The sequence below is a fragment of the Clostridium sp. genome (assembly GCF_036646415.1).
GTDB lineage: Bacteria > Bacillota > Clostridia > Clostridiales > Clostridiaceae > Clostridium_J.
Genome location: NZ_JAVXMF010000001.1, coordinates 269,539 through 290,531, shown reverse-complemented (window position 1 = coordinate 290,531; position 20,993 = coordinate 269,539). Strand labels below are relative to the sequence as shown.

Here is a 20,993-nt window from a genome sequence, read left to right as displayed (position 1 = left end):
TAGGAGGAGAAGATGAAAGATTTAAAACACCTATATTACTTGGAAAATCAATTGAATCATGATTATAATGATTTAATTCGTTGTGGTGAAGAGCAAGGGCGTATTGCCATTGGAAGTGTATGCAGTCTTATTCCAGAAGTTCTTCTGGATTTACCAGGCTGTTTTTCAGTACGACTTCGTGCACCTAGGACTGGTTCAATAGAGATGGGAACATATTATATGACCAGTATGCTATGCGAGTGTTGCAGAGCTTTGTTAGAAAGAGCTATGGAAGGCGGGTATAAGTTTTTGGATTGCATTATTTCACCAGATGCCTGCGCACAGATGAATCGTTGTGTTGAGAATATTGAGTTACTTAAGCTATGTGATAAGGAGAAATTCTTTATTACTTATTCTGATGTACCTATGAAATCTGATGAAACGGCATTGAAGCATTATGTTAAACAGATGAGACTTAGGATTCTTGAACCTTTACATGAAGTCTATGACATTGATATTTCTGATGAAGCATTACGCAAGGCTGTTGAACAGCAAAATCAGATTAACCGACTTATAACTGATATAGGCCAATACCGTAAGGCAGATAATCCTTCTATTACGGGTTATGAATTCCATGTATTTTGCTTAGCTACCTACTGTTGTCCAAAGGATCTGCTTCTTCCGATTTTACGTGAAACCTTGGAGGAACTAAGCACCCGTGAGCCAAATTCTAAAAAGGATTTTAGAGCCCGTGTGGTTGTTGCAGGTTCGGAAATTGATGACCCAGGGTTTATAAAGGTTATAGAAGAAGCTGGGGCTTTGGTGGTGGCTGATCGTTTCTGCTTTGGATCATTACCGGGACGTCAGGAAATTATCATTAATGATACAGAGGATGTGTTAACACAAATTTGTAGACATTATATGGTTTCAGGACAGTGTCCACGGTATATGAATACTGATAAAATCCATGAGCGTCACAGATATGTAAATGATTTGGCAAAAGAGTTTAAGGCTGAGGGAATAATATATCATCAGATAAAATTTTGTGATTACTGGGGATATGAGCGAGCTCATGCCAGCCATGTTATGAATAAGGAGTACGGTTATCCAGTTCTCTCCGTGGACCGCCCTTATGTTGTAGGTACATCTGGCCAGCTTCGTACTCGTGTTCAGGCTTTTGTTGAGAGTATTGAAATTAAGAATATTCAAGGAGGGAATAGACCATGAGTAAAGAAATTGGAAGTGAAGAACTAGGGAAACTTTTTCACGGTGGTAGGACACGTAAACGTCGTGAATGGAGGGGATTTAAGGATACCTGGTATGATTACACTAGTTGGCTTTATATTTGGAAGTGTTTGATTGGATTTTTTCTGAAGGGTCCAATAATCATCAAAGGTTTTTTCCGCTATCGTTGGATGATGAATTATCTTGCAGTTCCAGATTTCCTTGATCGTCATACAGAAGGTCTTAGAGGTATACAGCTTAGAATTGCACATACTGAGTTTGATCTTGTTATAGATCATATGTGTGATACAATTTCTACTTGTTTTAAAGCGGATCAACGTCTTGGTGGAGACAAAAAGCTAAGTGATAAGATTGTGATATTTGATGAAAATATGATGAGCCAAATTATGAATGGATTTCCTAATCTCAGAATGGTTTGCACTCAAATTCCTCCAATATACACAAGCTCAACCATGGCACAGGATGGAGTTCTTCATTATATAGATGCAGCACAGCAATATGGAATACCTGGTGATGTATGCCCAATGCCAGCAGCTGAAGTTGGGGTTGCTGTTGAAGATGATTATCCTATTATTGGTAAATGTGCAATACAGTGTAACACCACCTGTGATGGAAGTATGATGGGTAATGGAATTGAGGCACGTAGATCAAAGATTCCAACTTTCCAATTAGCTGTTCCAATAAGGCATACACAAGAAAGTGTTCAAGAGTATGCTGCAGAAGATATTAAGAATGCTATTGGTTTTATTGAAGAGCAGACAGGTGAAAAATTCAATTGGGATAGTTATTTTAAAGCTATAGATGTATTTAATAAGGAGACAGAACACTTCATTGAATGGTTGGATATAACAAGTACTCCTTATCCACAGATAATAGGTAACAACCTAGCACTTTATAGAGATGTAACTTATCAAATCGCAGGAGGACGAGATGAACGTTTTTTAGATGCGGATAAAAAGATTACAAAGTTGGTTATGGAAGGGTATAAGAAAAAGTGTCTTTGTGTAAGAGAAGTTCGTCATCGTGCAATTCTGTGGGGAGTTCAGGCTCAGTACTTTAGCGCTTTTCCATTGTGGCTTCAAAATTGTTGGGGGATATTGCCAATGGCTGATATGTTAAGTCTTACAACTACCCGTATGTGTAGCACAGATGATAAGGAGAGGGCTTTCTTGGATTTGGCACACCTTTATATGAACATGACCATGCGTAATCGTTCAAATGGAGGATACCAGGTTGGAGTTACTGATTTGTGGCGTTTCTGTGAACAATTTAATGCAGATATGGTTATTATGTATGAGCATATTGGATGTAAAGCCATGGCTGGTTACCACGGTATATTTGAGGAACAGGCACGTGAACGGGGAATACATTTGATTTGGGTTACCCATGGACTTATGGATCCACGAAATGCAAGTAGAAATGCTATGCGTACAGAGGTTAATAGATATATGCATACAGTTATGGGAGAGGAGCCACTTGATCCTAGTTTGGAGCTGGTTGACGATGAAAATGCTTGGTAATATAAAAGATAATATGATGATAAGGAGAATTTTATTATGAAATATTTTGGTGGTTGTGATGCAGGAAGTACTTATACTAAATGTGTGATTTTAGATGAAAAAGGTAAAATTGTTGCTTCGGTTACAAGTCGTAGTCGTAGCAACCCGGTTCTTAGTGCACAAGCAGCCTTGGAGGAGGCTGTAACACAAGTACATGATTTGAAGAGCTCAAAGGATTTAGCTTATTTAATTGGAACAGGATATGGTCGTAATAAAGTTCCTTTTGCAGAAGAAAATATATCTGAAATTAGTTGTCATGCTATGGGGGTACATGTAGTTGACCCTAATGTAAAAGCAATTATAGATATTGGAGGACAAGATGTTAAGGGAATTGCAATTGATAAAGATGGCACAGTTTTAAATTTTGGTATGAATGATAAATGTGCTGCTGGAACAGGACGTTTCTTTGAAGCAATGGCAAATGCTTTTGAGATGTCATTACCTGAATTTTGTAAATTATCCCTTGGAGCAAAGCATGTGATTCCTATTACAGCGCAATGCACAGTGTTTGCTGAAAGTGAGGTTATATCATTAATTGGTGAAGGAAAACCATTAGATGAGATTGCAGCTGGAATTGAACTTTCTGTAGCAAAACGTTGCTTTGTTATGGCAAAAAAAGCTGGAGCCAGCCAGTCTATTACATTGACAGGTGGGTGCGCTAAAAATGAAGGGTTGAAGGAAGCCATTGAAAAAGTTCTTAAAATTAAAGTTATTAATCTAAGCATAGATCCACAGCTTATGGGGGCACTTGGAGCTGCTGAATATGCTCGTCAAAAGGGCCTTGCATCTAAAAATAGATAAGAAAGGAAAGTTATTTTATGAAAGGATTACTAATTATAATCTGTGTTTTCTGCGGTTTGTTTCTCCTTAGTATGTTGGTATATTTCTTTAATTTAGATATGAAGGTTGCTGCAAAGCTTGCACCAATATTGAATAAGCATTATGACAACATTGAGAGAGATTGCAATCTGTGATTAATTGCAGATAAAAAGGTATAAAAATATATTATGAAGATTTATAATGATTTTATCCAAAATTGTCTTGACCTACTTCATGGACAACATGGATGTCTTTTAAAAACATCCAGAGATGTAGAACCTTGGCCAGATGCAGGTGATAATAATCTTGTGTTACGTAGTGAAATGGCATATGAGCTAGGGGGTGGGAATCTTCCTGCAGTTACAGGGGTTGGTTGTACTTCTTCACAGGCATTGGTAGATTGCGATTCAATATGGCTCTATGGACCTGATTTAAATGAGATACAAGGGGATACACCTTATGCTCGTCTTGCATTTTTAAGAGTGGCAGATGAAAGTTTAGGCCAGGGGAATAATGCTTATACTGCCATCCGTAAGATCGAATATGCACGGTATCATATAAAACCTAAGGGTTATATGTCTAGAATTTCTACTATCAGTAATAGGGAACCAGTTAGAATTAGTAGAAAGGCCTTGGAAGAAGGTCTTAGTTTTGAAAAAGTAGGAGGTTTGTTCCTAAGGGAGTATCACAAGAATCCTAAGATTATTGCTGCTTGTCTGATTTTTATTACTATTCCAGATTTTCCTTACCATGAGTTAAATAAGAAAATCATCCAAGCAGATCAGATTACGGAGAGTCTTGATCATATCTTCAAGAACTTGAAGATGGATTGTACAACCTGCAACTTGAAAGAAATATGTGATGAGGTAGATGGAATGCGTGAACTTCACTTTTCTCAAAACAACTGATTATAATATCACAAGGATAAGAATTGAAAAAAACAGATAATAGGATTTATTTTGGAGTATATTTGTTTTGGAGTATAAAAGAAGAAAGGTTGGCCGGTGCCAACCTTTCTATTATATTATTGAGTTATTAGTTTATTAGCAAGCTTCAATTTCCTTAATTAAGAATTCTTTACCACTTATGATTTCACTGTCATTAGATCCACACAAGGGGCATAGATTTCTATGTTTTTTAAAACTAAAGACTTTTTCACAACTGTGACAGATGCAGTTTGCTGGCAAAATCTCAATGTTAAGTTTGGTTTTATGGAGTAGTTCAGATTTATAGGTTGCAGCAGGATAGCACTCTTGCAAATATCGTGGTACCACTGAGGAGAGTTCACCTACTTGAAGGGTAATGGAAGCCACTTTTGTCACATTGTTGTCTAGAGAAAAATTTTCTATTGTTTTTACAATGTTCATTACAATTCCTAGTTCATGCATAATATCTCCTTATTTTTCTTCTTTACAGAAGAAGTTCGTAAATTTTTTCAGTGTAATTCTTCCAGCACGTTTTATCATACTTGGAGCCATTACTCCAGTAACTGCCTTTTCAAATTTTACACCGTAAACATCAGTTCTTTTAACTAATTTAATAGCATCAAATTTACACTTTGTAGTACATATACCACAACCAACGCACATGTATTCATCAACTACAGTTGCACCACATCCAAGACAACGTTCAGTTTCTTTCTTTACCTGTTCTTCAGTAAAGGTGCCACGTAGGTCACGGAAGGTTTCCTTTGATTTCAAAGAACCTTGATTAAGTGGTTTTTCACGAGGCGTTGTGTCATAGCTTTCAAGTTCAGCATTTGCCTTATCTAGTTCCTTGTATTCTCTGAGGTCACGTCCGATAATTAGACTCTGACCTGGCTGTACATAGCGATGGATAGAAATAGCACCTTCTTTACCAGCAGCAATTGCATCTATGGCAAAATTAGGGCCAGAATATGCATCACCACCAACAAATATGTCTGGCTCTGTGGTTTGATAAGTTAATGAATCGGCCTTAACTGTGTTATTCCCATTTAATTCAACTTTTGAGTTATCTAATAGATTTCCCCACTGTATAGACTGACCGATGGATAGAAGGACATTTTCACAGTCTACTATTATAGTGTCCTTTTCATTATATTGAGGATTGAAACTTTTATTATCATCAAAGACAGAAATACATTTTTTGAATTCCACAGCCTTGACTTTACCTTCTTCAACAATAATTCTTTTAGGACCATAGCTGTTGTTAATAATAATGCCTTCAGCTTCAGCTTCTTCTATTTCATCTAAAGCAGCTGGCATAATATCACGAGATTCTAAACAAAACATGGAAACAGTATCAGAACTAGTACGCACTGCAGTTCTTGCAACGTCAATCGCAACATTACCACCACCGATAACAACAGTACGTCCAGTAAGTCTAATATTTTTACCTAGATTAACACTACAAAGGAATTCTATACCAGAGATAACACCCAGTGCATCTTCTCCTTCTACACCAACTTTACGTCCACCCTGTGCACCTATAGCAATATAGAATGCTTTGTAGCCTTCCTTTCGAAGAAAGTCTAGAGACGCATCCTTGCCTACATTTACACCAGTTCGGAATTCAACGCCCATTTCACGAAGAACTTCGATTTCAGCCTCAACAACATCTTTTTCAAGTCTAAAAGAAGGTATGCCTAAGGTGAGCATGCCACCAAGTTTTTCTTCTTTTTCAAATACTGTTACAGGGTAACCTTTCTTTGCAAGGAAGAAGGCACAGGATAGACCAGCAGGGCCACCACCGATAATAGCAATCTTGTTTGTGAAAGGTTTTCCAGTTTGGTTAACCATGGCTGGAATATATCTAGTTTCTGCATTGAGATCTCGCTCAGCTATAAATTTCTTGATTTCATCAATTGCAATTGGTTCATCTACATCACCACGTGTACAAGCATCTTCGCAACGACGGTTGCAAATACGTCCACAAACTGCAGGGAATGGATTATCTTTTTTTATTAGTTCTAAAGCTTCATCATATTTTCCCTGTGCTGCTAATTTTATATAGCCTTGAATACCTATATGGGCAGGGCAATTGGTTTTACACGGAGAAGTACCGGATTCCACAACATTTATACGATTAGTACGGAAGTTTGGATTCCATTTATCTTTCCCCCACATGGTGTTTTGTGGTTTAGGATGTTTGAATTCAGTAACAACAGGAGCCTTAGAGCAAAGTTTCTGACCTAGCTTCAAAGCATTGGTCTGACAGTTTTCTACACATTGACCACAGCCAACGCACTTTTCATGATCAACTACTGAAACATAGTTGGAACGGCAAAAGTCGAAGGCGTTAAAATATTCGCCAACTCGTAGGGCAAAACAGGAACAGCCGCAGCAATTACAGATGGCAAGAGTTTCACCAGGGCCTTCTAGATTAGGTGTTTGATGAACTAGACCATTGTCTTCTGCACGCTTTATAATTTCATATGCTTCTTTCTTTGTGATTTGTCTTCCTTTACCAGTGCGAATATAGTACTCTGCTCCGTCATTGAGTTGGATACACATGTCTGTTTCAAGATGTCCACAACCTTCATTCATAAGTCTACGGCTTCTACGGCAGGAACAGTCAGATACAGAAAGAATATAAGCTTTTTCAATATAATCTGAAATTTCTTCAAAGGTGCGGGCTTTGGTTTCTCCCGATATGGCTTTTTCTACTGGGATAACACGCATAAGCCCGTTACCAACAGGCATGTTAGGAGCCAGTAATGCAGTTCTTTTGATGGTATATTCTTCAAAACATTCTGCAATGACAGGATATTTTTCAACATTTGGTTTGTTTGCCACCATCATTTCCATAATGCCTGGAACCCAGATTGGTAAAGTCCAGATATCCACACCATCTTTATTTTTGGAGACTTTGCAGACACCAACATCGGCAAGTTTTAACAATTGTTCATTACAGTAATCCTCAGGTTTGCCAAGTTTTTTTGCAACGTTAGCAGTAGTTAGAGCTTTTCTTACCTTCAATCCAAGGCCAACTTCAGCCATTTCATCTGTAACAACAGGGTCAAGTATCTTATACTCAGGGTCAGTTTCCTTAATACCAGTATAGGTGAGAGATTCTATGCTAATCTTTTTTGCTAATTTCATAATGAGTGGTCTTGTTGCCATAGGGTTACCTCCTATATAAATTTTAGGATAAATATATTATTATCATTATTTATACTAATTAAAGTCAAACTTTATGCAATAATTAGCACCTGAATCTTAATTTATGGGTATAAATAGCATATTAGCATAATATATACAAATGTGATACAATGCTTCTAATGAGGGATGATTAGGGGGATAACACAATGTCATTTTTAAAAAATTTTCTAGGGATAAAATATGTTAATAGTCACATTTACTACAAGGAGTTTACAACGGGAAACAGCCAATTAAAGGATCTTGAAGAACTTAGTGAAAGAGTTAAGAATAAAAATAAAAAAGCATTTATAGATAGAGATATAAAATTATTGAAGATTGGGTTAGTTGGGGAAAAAAATGTAGATTATGAGATAAAAAATAGTAAAGTGCCAATGATATGCCTTCATGATATTAGATTGCAGGATAGAGATGAGGTAGCTCAATTAGATTTTGTAATTATAACTCATAGGTTTATTATGGTACTTGAAACAAAACAGCTGAATGGCGATATTTACATAAATGAAGCTGGTGAATTTACTAGAGCTATAAAGAATAAAGATGGTAATGTTATTAAAAAGGAAGACATGTATAGTCCTATAGTTCAAAATGATAGACATGTTAGAATTCTTAGGGAGATACTAGTTAGAAATGGGCTTATAAAGACATTTTCAATAATATCAAAAGTGGTAATATCAAATCCTAAGTGTATTATAAATAGAACTAAGGCACCAGCTAGAATTAAAAAAGAGATTTTCAAGTATGATCAAATTACAGATGTATTAAATAAAGAAATGAAAAATCATGAAAAATCAGGGGAAGCCTTTGAAGATATAATGGAGAATGTAGCAAGATTTTTGGTTGAAAATAATAAAAATGTTGATATTAATTATTATAAAAAATATTCATTGATAGAAGAGGATTTTTTATCTAAAACTATAGAAATAACCTCATAAAGTGAGTTATCCTATACTATATTTTTCTGTATACATCATTGATTTTTTAATATCCATAAGATGAAAAAAATGGTAAAATCAAGGTGAATATGCTATTATTAATTAGTAAAGTGATAATTTAAAATATCATAAATATTTAAATAAAAATGCTAAAACATATTAAATTAAGGCTATGTTTATATAGATAATATAAAGTCTTTATCAACACTGATTTAAAACTTTGCCTAAGGCATCTGAAAATAAATAACAAGTCAAAGATGTGAAGAATATTTTGAGTTAGACAAGGAAGCAGGTTCCGCAGATGGTAGCGCCATCTAAGGGTTCTACTGACGCAGTGTAACACAAAATAGTCGAACATACTGACTTATTTATTTTTTGAAGATGCCTAAATTAAAAAATTATTTTGAGGTGGATATGGTGGATAATAAGATATTAGAAATAACAGGGTTAACAAAACAATTTGGTGGAAAACAAGTACTGCGTGGAATAAATTTAGAGGTAAACAAAGGTGAAATAATAGGATATATTGGACCAAATGGGGCAGGAAAAAGTACTACAGTTAAAATTATATTAGGATTAATAGATTCCAGTGATGGAGAGATACTTTTATTTGGAGAAAATATTAAAAATGGAAATGGAGAATATAAAAAACGAATAGGGTATGTTCCGGAGGTGGCAGAGCTTTATGAAAGCTTAACAGCTAAGGAGTATTTGACTTTTGTAGGTGAGCTATATGGATTAAGTGAAGAAAAATCCTATAAAAAAGCCGAAGGGATGATGGAGTTATTAGGTATTGGAGATTGTATGCATACAAGATTAGGTGCCTGTTCTAAGGGGATGAAGCAAAAGATTGTATTGATTTCTAGTCTTTTACATAATCCTGATATTTTGTTTTTAGATGAGCCTTTAAGTGGATTAGATGCAAATAGTGTAATGATAGTAAAGGAATTATTGAATTCCCTTGCAGCCCAAGGAAAAACAATATTTTATTCATCTCATATTATGGAGGTTGTTGAAAAAATAAGCCATAGAATTGTACTAATTAATAATGGATGTATAGTAGCTAACGGTAGTTTTCATGAACTTCAAGAAAGTAGTAAGGAAGGTTCTCTTGAAGGGATATTTAATCAATTAACTGGGTTTAATGAGCATAAAGAGATTGCAGAAACTATAGCATCAATTATTAATGAGGTGTAATTATGAAGGAGTTTAAGTTTTTAAAATTTCTAGATAAATTTAAAGGTGTATATGAGAAATTTGGTGTTGATTATGAAAAAATGATACTAATATTAAAAATTAAGCTAACAATGGATGAAAGACGAGTTCCTACTATTATGCAAAATAATAGTGAAAAAAATGAAGATAGCAATAAGTTCTTTAAGAGTTTATTCTTTTATGGTTTTATGGGGCTCTTTATAGGTATGCTAACATTTTCATCTATAAATAAGATGTATGTATATACCATGGTTTTTGCAATGTTTATGTTTATAATTTTAACCGTATTCATATCAGATTTTTCTTCAGTATTATTAGATGTAAGAGATAGAAATCTAATAGCTATAAGAGGGGTAAATAATAGAACTGTTAATGCAGCAAAGATAACTCATATTTGTTATTATGTGTTTTTGATTTCAGTATCTTTAGGATGGCTTGCAATTATAGGATCCTTTAAATCAGGTATATTAATAGGTATTATATTTATATTAGAGATTTTTATAATTGATGTGTTTATGATTGTAATCACTGCATTATTATATTTTCTTATATTAAGATTCTTTAACGGTGAAAAGGTAAAAGATATTATTAATTATGTACAGATAATCCTAACCATAGTTATGGCAATAGGGTATCAATTGGTGGGTAGAGTTTTCGACTTAGTAGATTCTAATATTGTATATAATGAGAAGCTATGGCATATATTATGTCCTCCAATGTGGTTTTCAGCACCAATATATTTAATTGATGGTGGTAAGGCAACAATATTAAATGCTTTTTTAGTAATAATTGCATGTTTAATTCCCTTAGTTTCAATAATAATATATATTAAACAAAGCAATAATTTTGAATTATATTTATCCAAATTAAATAATAATGATTCAAAGGAAAAAGAAAAGAGAAAGAGTATATTCTTTAAAATAGGAACCTTGTTTTGCGGAAGTAATACAGAGAAGGCATATTATAAATTAACAAATTCCATTATGAAGAAGGAAAGAGAATTTAAGTTGAAAGTTTATCCAAGCTTAGGTTTTACAATTATTTTTCCAGTGCTATTTATATTTATATTTTCACAGAATAATAATTTCAGTAGCTTTTCTGAGTGGCAAAATAACATAGCCAATTCTAAATATTATTTAAATATATATTTTTTTGCAGCAATGATACCATCGATTATGATTATGCTGCAGTATTCACAATACCATAAGGCAGCTTGGATATTTAAATCAACACCTTTAATTAATGAAGGGGATATTTATAAAGGTTGCTATAAAGCTTTTCTATTTACCATGGTGTTACCTATTTATACATTTGAGAGTATTCTATTTATCCTATGCTTTAGAATTAAGGTAATAATTCATTTGATTATAGCGTTATTGTTTATAAGTTTGTTAATTCCTACTTTTTACAGGATAAATAAATTTTCAGTTCCTTTTACTGAGGAGTTTAATGTAGCTGATAGAAGTTCAAATTTAATAAATATGATAATTTCATTTTGTGTAGTGGGAGTAGGAACTCTTATTCATAGCTTTTTAGGTCAAAGGATAATGCTACTTATGATTTATGGACTAATTCTTGTTTGCTTAAATTTTATATTATGGAGTAAAGTAATTTTTAAAACAATTAAATTAAGTAACTAAAACAAACCCACATGAGACTACCTACCTATACTTCCATTTTCCTAAAAGCTAGTGGTGTTTTTCCATGAACCTTTTTAAACATTTTTACGAAGTTTCCACTATGATTGTATCCAATGATTTTAGAGATTTCATCAATACTTAATTCTGTTGTAGATAATAAATTTTCTGCCATGGTCATTTTAATGGAATTAGTGTATTTACCCATAGGCATATGATATTTTGCTAAAAAACCTGCTTTTAATTTTTGTTCATTTAGAAATACTGTTTTACTTAAGCTCTTGATAGTAGGAGGATTACAAGCTTCCTTTGTTAGAATATCATGAGCTTTTTGTATTGCAATTGAATCTGAGGCAGTTAGAGTAATACGTCTGGTTTTACCTATTTTAACATCTCCATAATTCAATTGGTTAGTAAAAACATTTTGTGGTGAAGAAGATATCTCATTGTGAAGTAATGAAATAGATTCTAGAACCTTACTTTCTAAATGTAAGGGAGTTAGACGGTAAACTTCAGCCAGGCTTCTTAAATTTTGAATAATAGAAGCTATTTCAAGAGGTAGATAGTGATAAGTATAGTTTATGATAAAATTATCAAAATCTATAGTATTAGGGAAGTTTGGCTTTATTACTTCATCAAAGTATTTTTTATAAATTGTTATTTCAGCACCATGAAAGTGCTGACCTTTTATCCAAGCCTGAGTCCCTTTTATTCCTTTTTCAGCTACAAAAAATGAGGAAGGACTAAAAGAAGAAACAGGGTTATTTTCAATTTTAAATTTAGTCTCTCCAGTATATACTGTTCCAAAGCGGATTAATTCTTCAGTATGTTCAAAGGCAAGGGAAAAATTTAAGGGGATAGTATAATCACCAATTCCGAAGTCATAATATCCTTCTCTGCTATATTTAATAAAGTACCCTAGTTCTGGTTTATCTTCATTTTTATAAATAGTATAGTTTCCCATTTCATAGGGTGTAAAAGTCATTTTATTTAAAACTCTAATTTGAAATTCTTTTGTTGTTTTACAAATCATAGGTTCTTCCTCACTTTTTATAGGTTTTATTATATTAAATATTAGGTTTAAATTAATACGTATTAAGCTTCAAATATTAATTATAAGATGCTAAATTTATTTTAGTTACCTTTGGATATAATATTTTTAAGAATATTATTTATTATAACAGAAATTATTCTAAGAGGTGATAAATTTATTAAATTGGGTGTAAATATTGAAGTGAGAATGAATATCATATACAATTGAAACAGATAAGCAGTTACGTGCAAATAATCTATGAAGAATATATGGAGGTACATTATGAAAAAAAATTTATTAAAGACATTAGCAGTTTCTTGTATAGCGGCTATGATGCTTGTGGGTTGTGGAGTTAAGGATAATTCAGGAGATGATAAGTCATCAGAAAACACCATAAAAGTTACAGATGTAAGAGGAGAAGTTGAGATACCAGCAGAACCTGAAAGAATAGTAGATTTAAGTGGTAATAGTGATATTTTATCAATTTTAGGATATAAGGTTATAGGAACTGCAAACAGTGATGCCTATGATTACACTAAGTTCCCTTCTTATTTAGAGGATACATTAAAGGGAGCAGAAATTTTAGGATATAGCATGCAGGATACTATGGATGTAGAAGCAGTTATGAACTTAAACCCAGACTTAATAATTATATCAACAGTTCAAGAGAAAATGTATGACCAGTTAAGTGAAATTGCTCCAACAGTTATGATTGAATTAGAAGCTTTAAATTGGAAAGACGATGTTAAGGCTTTTGCAAAAGCATTTAATAAAGAGGATGCAGCAAATAAATGGTTGGCAGATTATGAAGCAAAGGCTACTGAAGCTGGAGACAAGATTAAAGCAGAATATGGCGAAGATACAACATATCTTTCATTCCTTGCAAGTGGCGGACAGTTCTTTGTCTTTGATGGAGCAGCTTTTGGTGATGTACTATATGAAGATATGGGACTTGCAAAACCAAAAGGAATGCCAGAGCAAAGTGATATCAGCCTTCCAGTTGTAACTTATGAAGGGCTAGCATCAATTAAAACAGATAATATATTTTTAATAGCAACAGCAGAAGATTTAGCAGAGCTTGAAAGCAATGCAATTTGGAACAGCTTACCTGCAGTTAAAGAAGGTCATGTTGTAGTATTAGATTCATCACCATACTTTAACCAAGGATATAGCTCAATTGGAAAAAATTTATTAGTAGATGAAATAGGTGAAATGTTAAATGAAACAAAGTAAGAAACATACAACAATTTTTGTGATTTGTAGTTTGTTACTTCTAGTAGTAGGACTGATTCTAGCTGTAAGGCTAGGATCCGTCCATATTAATTTTTCAGATATTTGGAATAGCATCTTTAATTACAGTGAAACCTTAGAGCTTATGTTAGTTAGAGATGTACGTATTCCAAGAGCACTTTCTGTATTGTTAACAGGCGGTATTTTAGGAGTAACAGGTGCTATGATTCAAGGGGTTACAAGGAACCCAATAGCTGAGCCATCTATATTAGGGGTTAGCCAGGGAGCAACCTTAGTAATATCTATTTTTTATGCAGCAGGAATTGCAATAAACACTAAAAATGTAATGATAGCTTCTCTTATTGGAGCACTGATAACTGGAATTATAGTTTTAGGATTTATATCAAAAAGAGCAAATAATAATTCCATTGCAAAGATACTTTTAGCAGGAACAGCTATGAGTACATTTTTTATTTCATTAACTACAATAATCGGATTATTATCAAACCAATCTCAAATGATAGGTTTTTGGGTGGCTGGGGGCTTTAGAAATGCAGGCTGGTCAGATTTTAGATTGGTATTTATCGTGGGAATTATAGGACTCATTATAGCGATTTTATTATCACCAAAGATAAATATATTAAATCTTGGAGATGATGTTGCCATTGGACTTGGAGAAAATCCACAAAGAATACGATTTACAACGCTAATGGTTATGATTCCAATGTGTGCAGCAGCAGTAGCGGTTGGTAAAAATATAGCCTTTGTTGGGCTTATAGTTCCTCAAATAGTTAAAAAAATATTAGGAGAAGATTATAGAAGAGATATACCATGCTCCTTTTTACTTGGAGCAGTTCTTTTGACTTATGCAGATATTGCAGCAAGAATGATATTTAATCCTTATGAAACTCCAATTGGAATATTTACAGCCTTAATAGGAATACCATTTTTCATATCAGTAGCTAGAAAGGAGAGAGGATAATGAAGAAAAAAAGATTTAAATTAGTTTTAATAATTTTATTAGCTTTATTACTTATCTCCTTTGGAGTTTCCTTATGCTGGGGTACATATAAGGTCTCTGCGTTGGAAGTTATAAATACCATTCTTGGAAATGGAACGAAGCTTCAAAACACAGCAATATTAAGTATTAGATTACCAAGACTTTTAGTTGGAACCTTTGTTGCCATTGCCTTATCAACGGCAGGATGTATTCTTCAAACTATAACTAAAAATGATTTAGCAGACACAGGAATAATAGGCATAAATGCTGGAGCAGCGGTGGCAGCAGTGTTATTTATTACTTATCAGACTACAAACTATTATAGTGAACTTGGACAGCTTTCAATTTTTGTATTACCTCTTATGGCTATAGTGGGAGCAGGAGTAGCTTCTTTTATAATATATATGCTGTCTAGCAGAAATGGGATAAGACCTAAAAGGCTTTTATTAATAGGGATTGGATTAAATGCAGGTCTTAATGCCTTTATTTCATTTTTTACATTTAGAGGAGGTGTTGGGGATTACAACAGAGTGTTAGTTTGGACATCAGGAAGCCTTTGGGGTTCAGGATGGAGCTATGCAAAAGTAATTATACCAATAGTAACTTTAATGTTTATTGTAGTTTTATTAAATCATAAGAAGCTAGATGTTTTAAATCTTTCAGATGAACTTGCATTATCTTTAGGATTAAATATAGAAAGAGAAAGAAAGAAGTTTTTAAGCTTCGCAGTTATATTAGCCGGAACTGCAACAGCCTTTGCAGGAAATATTGGATTTTTAGGACTTATATCACCTCATATTGCAAAGAAGCTAGTGGGACCTTATCACAAGAACTTTGTTGTAATATCAGCAGTAATAAGTGTTATAATAATTCTTCTTGCTGACGCGGTTTCAAGAAATTTGTTTTCTCCAATTGAAATTCCAGTGGGAATAACAGTATCGATATTTGGAGTACCATATTTTATTTATTTAATGATGAAGGAGAAATAATTATGGAAGCTATTAGTGTAAAGAATTTATCAGTTTCATATGAAGATAACATTATAATTGAAGATATGGATTTATCAATACCAAGGGGGAAAATAAGTATAATAATAGGAGCTAATGGATGCGGAAAGTCAACACTCCTAAAAACTATATCTAGAATTAATAAGCCTAAAAGTGGAGATATCTTCATAAATGATAAAAATATAAAGAAAATAAAAGAAAAAAATATAGCAAAAGAAGTTGCTTTTCTTCCACAAGGACCAGTTTGTCCAAGTGGACTTACAGTAAGGGAACTTGTGGCTTATGGAAGATTTCCACATCAAAAAATTATTGGTGGCCTTAATACCCATGATAAAGAGGTTATTGACTGGGCAATAGAAGAAACAGGCCTTAGTGAATTTGCAGATAGAGAAGTTGAAAATTTATCTGGGGGACAAAGGCAAAGAGCTTGGATTGCAATGACCTTAGCTCAAGAAACAGAGATTATAATGCTGGATGAGCCTACAACCTACTTAGATATGTCTTATCAGCTTGAGGTTTTAGAAGTGCTTCAAAAGCTTAATAGGGAAAAAAATATTACAGTAGTTATAGTTCTTCATGAACTTAATAACGCATGTAGATTTGCAGATAATATAATTGGTCTTAAAAAAGGAAAGATTATTTGTGAAGGGAAACCGATGGAAGTAATTAATAAAATAAATTTAAAAGAAATATATGGGATAAATGCCAACCTTAAAAAAAGTGAAAATGGAGAATATCCGGTATGTATGGAGTATGATCTTTTAAGGGAGAGTCCATGAAAAATAAAAACTTTATAATAATAGCCATAGGGCAGATTATTTCACTTTTTGGAAATACAATCCAAAGATTTAGTATGTCCTTATATTTACTAGAATTCACAGGGAGTACCGCTACCTTTGCTAAAATACTTGCAATATCAACGATTCCTTATATTTTATTTGCACCAATTGCAGGCTGGCTTTCAGATAATGTAAATAGAAAAAAGATAATGGTATACTTAGATTTACTTTGTTCAATATTAATTGGAGGTTATGCCTTTATATTATTTAAGGTCAGCGACAGTGAGTTTATAGTTGGAGCCGTTATGTTTATATTATCAATTTGCTATACATTATATGGACCAGCAGTAGTATCTTCAATTCCACAAATTGTAGATGAAGATAAGCTTACTTCAGCAAATGGAATAATAAACCAAGTGGGTTCAGTTGTAAACTTTGCAGGGCCAATACTTGCAGGAATACTTTACGGATTAGTTGGTATAAAACTGATAGTAGTAATAAATGCAGTAAGCTTCCTAGTATCAGCAATAATGGAATTATTCTTAGAAATTCCAGATGTGGTTAAAAATGAAAAAGTAACCTGTAGTGGTGAAAATAAAGAAAAAGAAAAATTATTATCAATGGATTTTGTGAAAAAGTCCTTTATAGATATGAAAAATAGCTTTATTTATTTAAAAGATGAGAAGAAAATTGTTTTAGGAATTATAGCTTCCTATGCCTTCGGAAATATTTTCTTGGTGCCTATATTATCAATAGTTGCTCCATACTTCATAAACATATTACTTGGACTTCCTTCAGAAGTTTATGGAATAGTAGAAGGAATATGCGTCTTAGGTATGATATTAGGAGGTCTCTTAATAAGTTTAAAACCAAAGATGTTCTCAATGAAAAAAATCCATTATACATATTTACCTATGATAGCAGGGATTATCCTAATGTCTACCTTAGGATTTATAAGGTTAAATAATTATACTTTAGCAGGACTTTTTGCAATTAGTGGTATGGCAATTATGTTATCGTTAGCCTTATCAAATGTATTAACCCTTACATTTATACAAAAAGAAATACCAGGTGATATGCTAGGCCGTGTATCAGCCTTTTCAACAGCAGTAGCAACTATAAGCGTTGCGCCAGGACAATTGATATTTGGACAAGTAATAGATATGGGAATACCGATAGGAATAATCTTATTAGTAACAGCAATAATTAACTTTGGACTTATACTATTTATTAAATGGAATGTAAGAGAATTGGAATAAAAATAGAAGATAATTTATTTAACAAGCTTCTATACAGGGGGATATTTAGAATAATATACAAAAAACCATATCACCGGTGAGTGATATGGTTTTTGCTTTTAATAAACTAGCTAGTCCTTTTTCTTAGTTGCCTTAACTATATCTTGGAATCTACTCATTATATACTCATAATTTTTTTTGTTATGAGGTAATAAACATTGAGAGCAGTCCTTTATGCCATTTTCAGTGTACTTTGGATTTCCACCACAGTCAGGACCTAGAGCATATAGTGGACAATAGCAGAATAAGCAGTTAAACTCATCAGGTTTATTAGTATTATGACAAGGAAAGAATTCACAATTCTTATGATTAAAAAACTTGTAATTTTCGCTCATTTATAACTCCCCCTAAATTATTTTAGACACGATATAATTATACTAGCAACACTGTTATTAAACATAGCCTAATTTAAAAACTGAATTTATCTAATCTGTCCAGTTCCATAAATAATGTATTTACTTGAAGTAAGCTGTTTAATCCCCATAGGGCCTCTTGCATGAAGTTTTTGTGTACTTATGCCTATCTCAGCACCAAATCCAAATTCACTTCCATCTGTGAATCTAGTTGAAGCATTTACATATACGGCAGCGGCATCAACTTCTTTTAAGAATTTTTGAGAATTAATGTAATCTTTAGTTAAGATGGCTTCAGAGTGTTTTGTACCATATTTATATATGTGATCCATAGCATCTTCAATAGAATCTACAATTTTCACAGCTAAAATTAAATCTAAAAATTCATTTTCCCAATCGCTTTCTATGGCAGGGGTTGCATCAGGAAGTATTTTAAGTGTTTTTTCACAACCTCTAATTTCTACATTATAGTTAAGCAGCCTTTGTGAAAGTGAAGGTAAGAAATTTTGGGCAATTGTTTTATGAACCAATAATGTTTCAAGGGCATTACAAACTGCAGGTCTTTGAGTTTTACCATTAATAACGATATCTATAGCATTGTTAATGTCTGCACTTTCATCAACAAACACATGGCAATTTCCTACTCCAGTTTCAATTACTGGTACTGTAGAATTATTTACTACTGACTGTATTAAACCAGCACCACCCCTTGGTATCAAAACATCAATATATTGATTCAAGGTCATCATTTTATGTACAGCTTCTCTTTCAGTGGTTTCAATAAGGTTGATACATCCTTTTGGTAATCCAGCTTCTTCAGCAGCGGTAGATATAATCTCTCCAATTTTCATATTTGAATTAAAAGCTTCTTTTCCACCTTTTAAAATAACAGAACTTCCGGCCTTAATACAAATAGCAGCAGCATCTACAGTTACATTTGGTCTTGCTTCATAAATGATGCCTATAACCCCAAGAGGAACTCTTACTTCCCCAATTTGAAGACAGTTTGGGCGAGTAAACATTCTAACCACTTCACCGATAGGATCATCTAATGAGGCAACTTCTCTTAACCCTTGAGCCATAGAATTTACTCTATCTTCATTTAATAGTAACCTATCCAGAAGAGATTCAGATAGTTTTTTAGCTTTTCCATTCTGCATATCTAAGGCATTAGCTGTAAAAATTTCAGATTGCCTAGTTATTAAAGCTTCAGCCATTGATAGAAGGGCTTTATTTTTTATGTTGGTACTTATAGTAGACATAGTTCTACTAGCTTCTTTGGCTAACTTACCTTTTTCAATTACATGACATTCAATATTCAAAACAATACCTCCTTATTAGTTTTTTTAGAAAAGTAAAACCATATTATTAGTATGAATAACCACATTATAGCTTTTATAACCTAGAATTGATTCGATTTTATTAGAATTTACGCCTTTTATAGAATTAATATCCTCAGAACTAAAATTAGTTATTCCTTGAGCTATGACTTTACCTTCTTCATTTTCAATAGAAACTACATCACCTTCACCAAAAACACCTGAAATTTCTAATACACCTTTTGGTAATAAGCTTGTATGTTTATTAATAATTGCTTTCTCAGCACCGGAATCAATAATTATCATACCAGATACGTTAGTACCATATGCAAGCCAATGTTTGCGAGCATTTAATTTATTAGTATTAGGGTGGAAAAAGGTACCTAAATTTTCTCCATCAAGAACTCTATTAAGTACATTTTCTTCAGAACCATTTACGATAACCATGGATGCACCAGCACTAACAGCAATCTTTGCAGCATTTAATTTAGTAATCATTCCTCCTGTTCCTAAACTAGAGCCAGCTTGTCCAGCACAAGAAATTATGTCGTCAGTTATTTCAATGACATCGCTAATAAGAGAAGCTTTAGGATTATTTTTAGGATTACTATCATATAAACCATGGATATCAGAAAGAATTATAAGCAAATCACCTTCCACTGAACTAGTTACCATAGCAGATAAAGTATCATTATCCCCAAATTTAATTTCATCAACTACCACAGCATCATTTTCATTAACGATTGGAATAACATTAGCTTCAAGTAAAGAAAAAAAAGTATTCCGTATATTAAGGAATCTTTTTCTATCAGACATATCATCTCTAGTTAATAAAATCTGAGCTCCGACTTTACCATATTCAGATAGGAATTTTCCGTACATATGGATTAAAGTTCCTTGACCAACGGCAGCAGCAGCTTGTTTTTCAGGAATAGTTTTTGGCCTAATTTTAAGCCCTAATTTCCCCATTCCCGCAGCTATTGCACCAGATGAAACAAGAATAACCTCAATACCTTTGTTATTAATATCTGAAATTTGACGAACTAATTTTTCTATTCTTTCGAAATTCAATAATCCAGTTGAATGAGTTAATGTTGAGGTTCCAACTTTTATAACAACTCGCTTAACTTGGTGTAAGTAATAATTTCTATCAACAGTAGTCACAATATTTCTCCTCTCTAAATGTGAATAATTATTAGTATAATTTACTTTAGGCATCTTTGACTTATTATTTATTTTCATATGCCTTACCTATTTAATTTAATAAATTATATCATAAAAGTGTACATATGAGTAAAGAAATTAGGTTTATTGGTTGTAGAAATATGTCTAAAACTGCAATAAGAGGAGAGTGCTACAGTGACTAGATATCAGATAAAAATTTGCATATTTTCATGGGTGGAATTTTAAACTTTTAAAATTAGAACTATAGCTAGCGTCGTAAAC

18 protein-coding genes are annotated in these 20,993 nt (G+C 33.0%); 12 read left to right on the top strand and 6 right to left on the bottom strand.

Going from position 1 to position 20,993, the window contains the following annotated elements:
- Window positions 1-12 precede the first annotated feature (12 nt).
- The 4 genes from RSD37_RS01205 to RSD37_RS01190 all read left to right on the top strand — a co-directional run bounded on the left by RSD37_RS01205 (window position 13) and on the right by RSD37_RS01190 (window position 4,510).
- Entirely contained in the window at window positions 13-1,206 is a 1,194-nt protein-coding gene (locus RSD37_RS01205) for a 2-hydroxyacyl-CoA dehydratase family protein (protein ID WP_346944868.1), read from the top strand.
- Entirely contained in the window at window positions 1,203-2,744 is a 1,542-nt protein-coding gene (locus RSD37_RS01200) for a 2-hydroxyacyl-CoA dehydratase family protein (protein ID WP_346944867.1), read from the top strand. The genes RSD37_RS01205 and RSD37_RS01200 overlap by 4 nt, the downstream gene beginning before the upstream one ends.
- Window positions 2,745-2,780: 36 nt before the next feature.
- Entirely contained in the window at window positions 2,781-3,584 is an 804-nt protein-coding gene (locus RSD37_RS01195) for an acyl-CoA dehydratase activase (protein WP_346944866.1), read from the top strand.
- A gap of 206 nt (window positions 3,585-3,790) precedes the next feature.
- Window positions 3,791-4,510 (top strand): hypothetical protein, encoded by a 720-nt coding sequence (locus tag RSD37_RS01190; RefSeq protein WP_346944865.1) that lies wholly within the window; start codon window positions 3,791-3,793, stop codon window positions 4,508-4,510.
- Window positions 4,511-4,645: 135 nt separating this feature from the next.
- Here the strand turns inward: RSD37_RS01190 and RSD37_RS01185 are convergent, their stop codons facing one another.
- Complete coding sequence (locus RSD37_RS01185; RefSeq protein ID WP_346944864.1) at window positions 4,646-4,990, bottom strand: hydrogenase maturation nickel metallochaperone HypA; 345 nt, start codon at window positions 4,988-4,990, stop codon at window positions 4,646-4,648.
- A gap of 9 nt (window positions 4,991-4,999) precedes the next feature.
- Window positions 5,000-7,684, bottom strand: a complete 2,685-nt coding sequence (locus RSD37_RS01180) for an FAD-dependent oxidoreductase (RefSeq protein ID WP_346944890.1) — start codon at window positions 7,682-7,684, stop codon at window positions 5,000-5,002.
- Between the two features lie 206 nt (window positions 7,685-7,890).
- On the opposite strand from RSD37_RS01180, the gene RSD37_RS01175 reads away from it, so the two are divergent.
- The 3 genes from RSD37_RS01175 to RSD37_RS01165 all read left to right on the top strand — a co-directional run bounded on the left by RSD37_RS01175 (window position 7,891) and on the right by RSD37_RS01165 (window position 11,531).
- On the top strand, window positions 7,891-8,676 hold the full coding sequence (locus RSD37_RS01175) for a nuclease-related domain-containing protein (protein ID WP_346944863.1): 786 nt from the start codon (window positions 7,891-7,893) through the stop codon (window positions 8,674-8,676).
- Window positions 8,677-9,090: 414 nt separating this feature from the next.
- On the top strand, window positions 9,091-9,873 hold the full coding sequence (locus tag RSD37_RS01170; RefSeq protein ID WP_346944862.1) for an ABC transporter ATP-binding protein: 783 nt from the start codon (window positions 9,091-9,093) through the stop codon (window positions 9,871-9,873).
- A 2-nt stretch (window positions 9,874-9,875) separates the two neighbouring features.
- On the top strand, window positions 9,876-11,531 hold the full coding sequence (locus RSD37_RS01165; protein WP_346944861.1) for an ABC transporter permease: 1,656 nt from the start codon (window positions 9,876-9,878) through the stop codon (window positions 11,529-11,531).
- Window positions 11,532-11,556: 25 nt separating this feature from the next.
- Here RSD37_RS01165 and RSD37_RS01160 read toward each other — a convergent pair whose 3' ends face one another.
- Entirely contained in the window at window positions 11,557-12,561 is a 1,005-nt protein-coding gene (locus RSD37_RS01160; protein WP_346944860.1) for a helix-turn-helix domain-containing protein, read from the bottom strand.
- Between the two features lie 282 nt (window positions 12,562-12,843).
- Between RSD37_RS01160 and RSD37_RS01155 the strand changes: the two genes are divergently transcribed.
- The 5 genes from RSD37_RS01155 to RSD37_RS01135 are packed head-to-tail and all read left to right on the top strand — an operon-like array spanning window position 12,844 to window position 17,836.
- Window positions 12,844-13,794: an iron-hydroxamate ABC transporter substrate-binding protein gene (locus tag RSD37_RS01155; protein ID WP_346944859.1), complete on the top strand. Its 951-nt coding sequence runs from the start codon at window positions 12,844-12,846 to the stop codon at window positions 13,792-13,794.
- Window positions 13,781-14,773, top strand: a complete 993-nt coding sequence (locus RSD37_RS01150) for an iron ABC transporter permease (RefSeq protein WP_346944858.1) — start codon at window positions 13,781-13,783, stop codon at window positions 14,771-14,773. The genes RSD37_RS01155 and RSD37_RS01150 overlap by 14 nt, the downstream gene beginning before the upstream one ends.
- Entirely contained in the window at window positions 14,773-15,780 is a 1,008-nt protein-coding gene (locus tag RSD37_RS01145; RefSeq protein ID WP_346944857.1) for an iron ABC transporter permease, read from the top strand. Before RSD37_RS01150 ends, RSD37_RS01145 begins: the two co-directional genes overlap by 1 nt.
- Before the next feature lie 2 nt (window positions 15,781-15,782).
- A complete protein-coding gene (locus tag RSD37_RS01140) occupies window positions 15,783-16,577 on the top strand; it encodes an ABC transporter ATP-binding protein (RefSeq protein ID WP_346944856.1) in 795 nt (264 codons plus the stop codon).
- Entirely contained in the window at window positions 16,574-17,836 is a 1,263-nt protein-coding gene (locus tag RSD37_RS01135) for an MFS transporter (protein WP_346944855.1), read from the top strand. The genes RSD37_RS01140 and RSD37_RS01135 overlap by 4 nt, the downstream gene beginning before the upstream one ends.
- A 110-nt stretch (window positions 17,837-17,946) precedes the next feature.
- Here RSD37_RS01135 and RSD37_RS01130 read toward each other — a convergent pair whose 3' ends face one another.
- The 3 genes from RSD37_RS01130 to proB all read right to left on the bottom strand — a co-directional run bounded on the left by RSD37_RS01130 (window position 17,947) and on the right by proB (window position 20,711).
- Window positions 17,947-18,210, bottom strand: coding sequence for a cysteine-rich small domain-containing protein (locus RSD37_RS01130; protein WP_346944854.1), 264 nt, complete (start codon window positions 18,208-18,210; stop codon window positions 17,947-17,949).
- Window positions 18,211-18,296: 86 nt separating this feature from the next.
- A complete protein-coding gene (locus RSD37_RS01125) occupies window positions 18,297-19,550 on the bottom strand; it encodes a glutamate-5-semialdehyde dehydrogenase (protein WP_346944853.1) in 1,254 nt (417 codons plus the stop codon).
- A 24-nt stretch (window positions 19,551-19,574) separates the two neighbouring features.
- Window positions 19,575-20,711, bottom strand: coding sequence for a glutamate 5-kinase (gene proB / locus RSD37_RS01120; RefSeq protein WP_346944852.1), 1,137 nt, complete (start codon window positions 20,709-20,711; stop codon window positions 19,575-19,577).
- Window positions 20,712-20,993: the final 282 nt, after the last annotated feature.

Bases quoted from the DNA above. Each gene is read 5' to 3' on its own strand.
- RSD37_RS01205 (WP_346944868.1), top strand. From the start codon at position 13: ATGAAAGATTTAAAACACCTATATTACTTGGAAAATCAATTGAATCAT.
- RSD37_RS01200 (WP_346944867.1), top strand. From the start codon at position 1,203: ATGAGTAAAGAAATTGGAAGTGAAGAACTAGGGAAACTTTTTCACGGT.
- RSD37_RS01195 (WP_346944866.1), top strand. From the start codon at position 2,781: ATGAAATATTTTGGTGGTTGTGATGCAGGAAGTACTTATACTAAATGT.
- RSD37_RS01190 (WP_346944865.1), top strand. From the start codon at position 3,791: ATGAAGATTTATAATGATTTTATCCAAAATTGTCTTGACCTACTTCAT.
- RSD37_RS01185 (WP_346944864.1), bottom strand. From the start codon at position 4,990: ATGCATGAACTAGGAATTGTAATGAACATTGTAAAAACAATAGAAAAT.
- RSD37_RS01180 (WP_346944890.1), bottom strand. From the start codon at position 7,684: ATGAAATTAGCAAAAAAGATTAGCATAGAATCTCTCACCTATACTGGT.
- RSD37_RS01175 (WP_346944863.1), top strand. From the start codon at position 7,891: ATGTCATTTTTAAAAAATTTTCTAGGGATAAAATATGTTAATAGTCAC.
- RSD37_RS01170 (WP_346944862.1), top strand. From the start codon at position 9,091: ATGGTGGATAATAAGATATTAGAAATAACAGGGTTAACAAAACAATTT.
- RSD37_RS01165 (WP_346944861.1), top strand. From the start codon at position 9,876: ATGAAGGAGTTTAAGTTTTTAAAATTTCTAGATAAATTTAAAGGTGTA.
- RSD37_RS01160 (WP_346944860.1), bottom strand. From the start codon at position 12,561: ATGATTTGTAAAACAACAAAAGAATTTCAAATTAGAGTTTTAAATAAA.
- RSD37_RS01155 (WP_346944859.1), top strand. From the start codon at position 12,844: ATGAAAAAAAATTTATTAAAGACATTAGCAGTTTCTTGTATAGCGGCT.
- RSD37_RS01150 (WP_346944858.1), top strand. From the start codon at position 13,781: ATGAAACAAAGTAAGAAACATACAACAATTTTTGTGATTTGTAGTTTG.
- RSD37_RS01145 (WP_346944857.1), top strand. From the start codon at position 14,773: ATGAAGAAAAAAAGATTTAAATTAGTTTTAATAATTTTATTAGCTTTA.
- RSD37_RS01140 (WP_346944856.1), top strand. From the start codon at position 15,783: ATGGAAGCTATTAGTGTAAAGAATTTATCAGTTTCATATGAAGATAAC.
- RSD37_RS01135 (WP_346944855.1), top strand. From the start codon at position 16,574: ATGAAAAATAAAAACTTTATAATAATAGCCATAGGGCAGATTATTTCA.
- RSD37_RS01130 (WP_346944854.1), bottom strand. From the start codon at position 18,210: ATGAGCGAAAATTACAAGTTTTTTAATCATAAGAATTGTGAATTCTTT.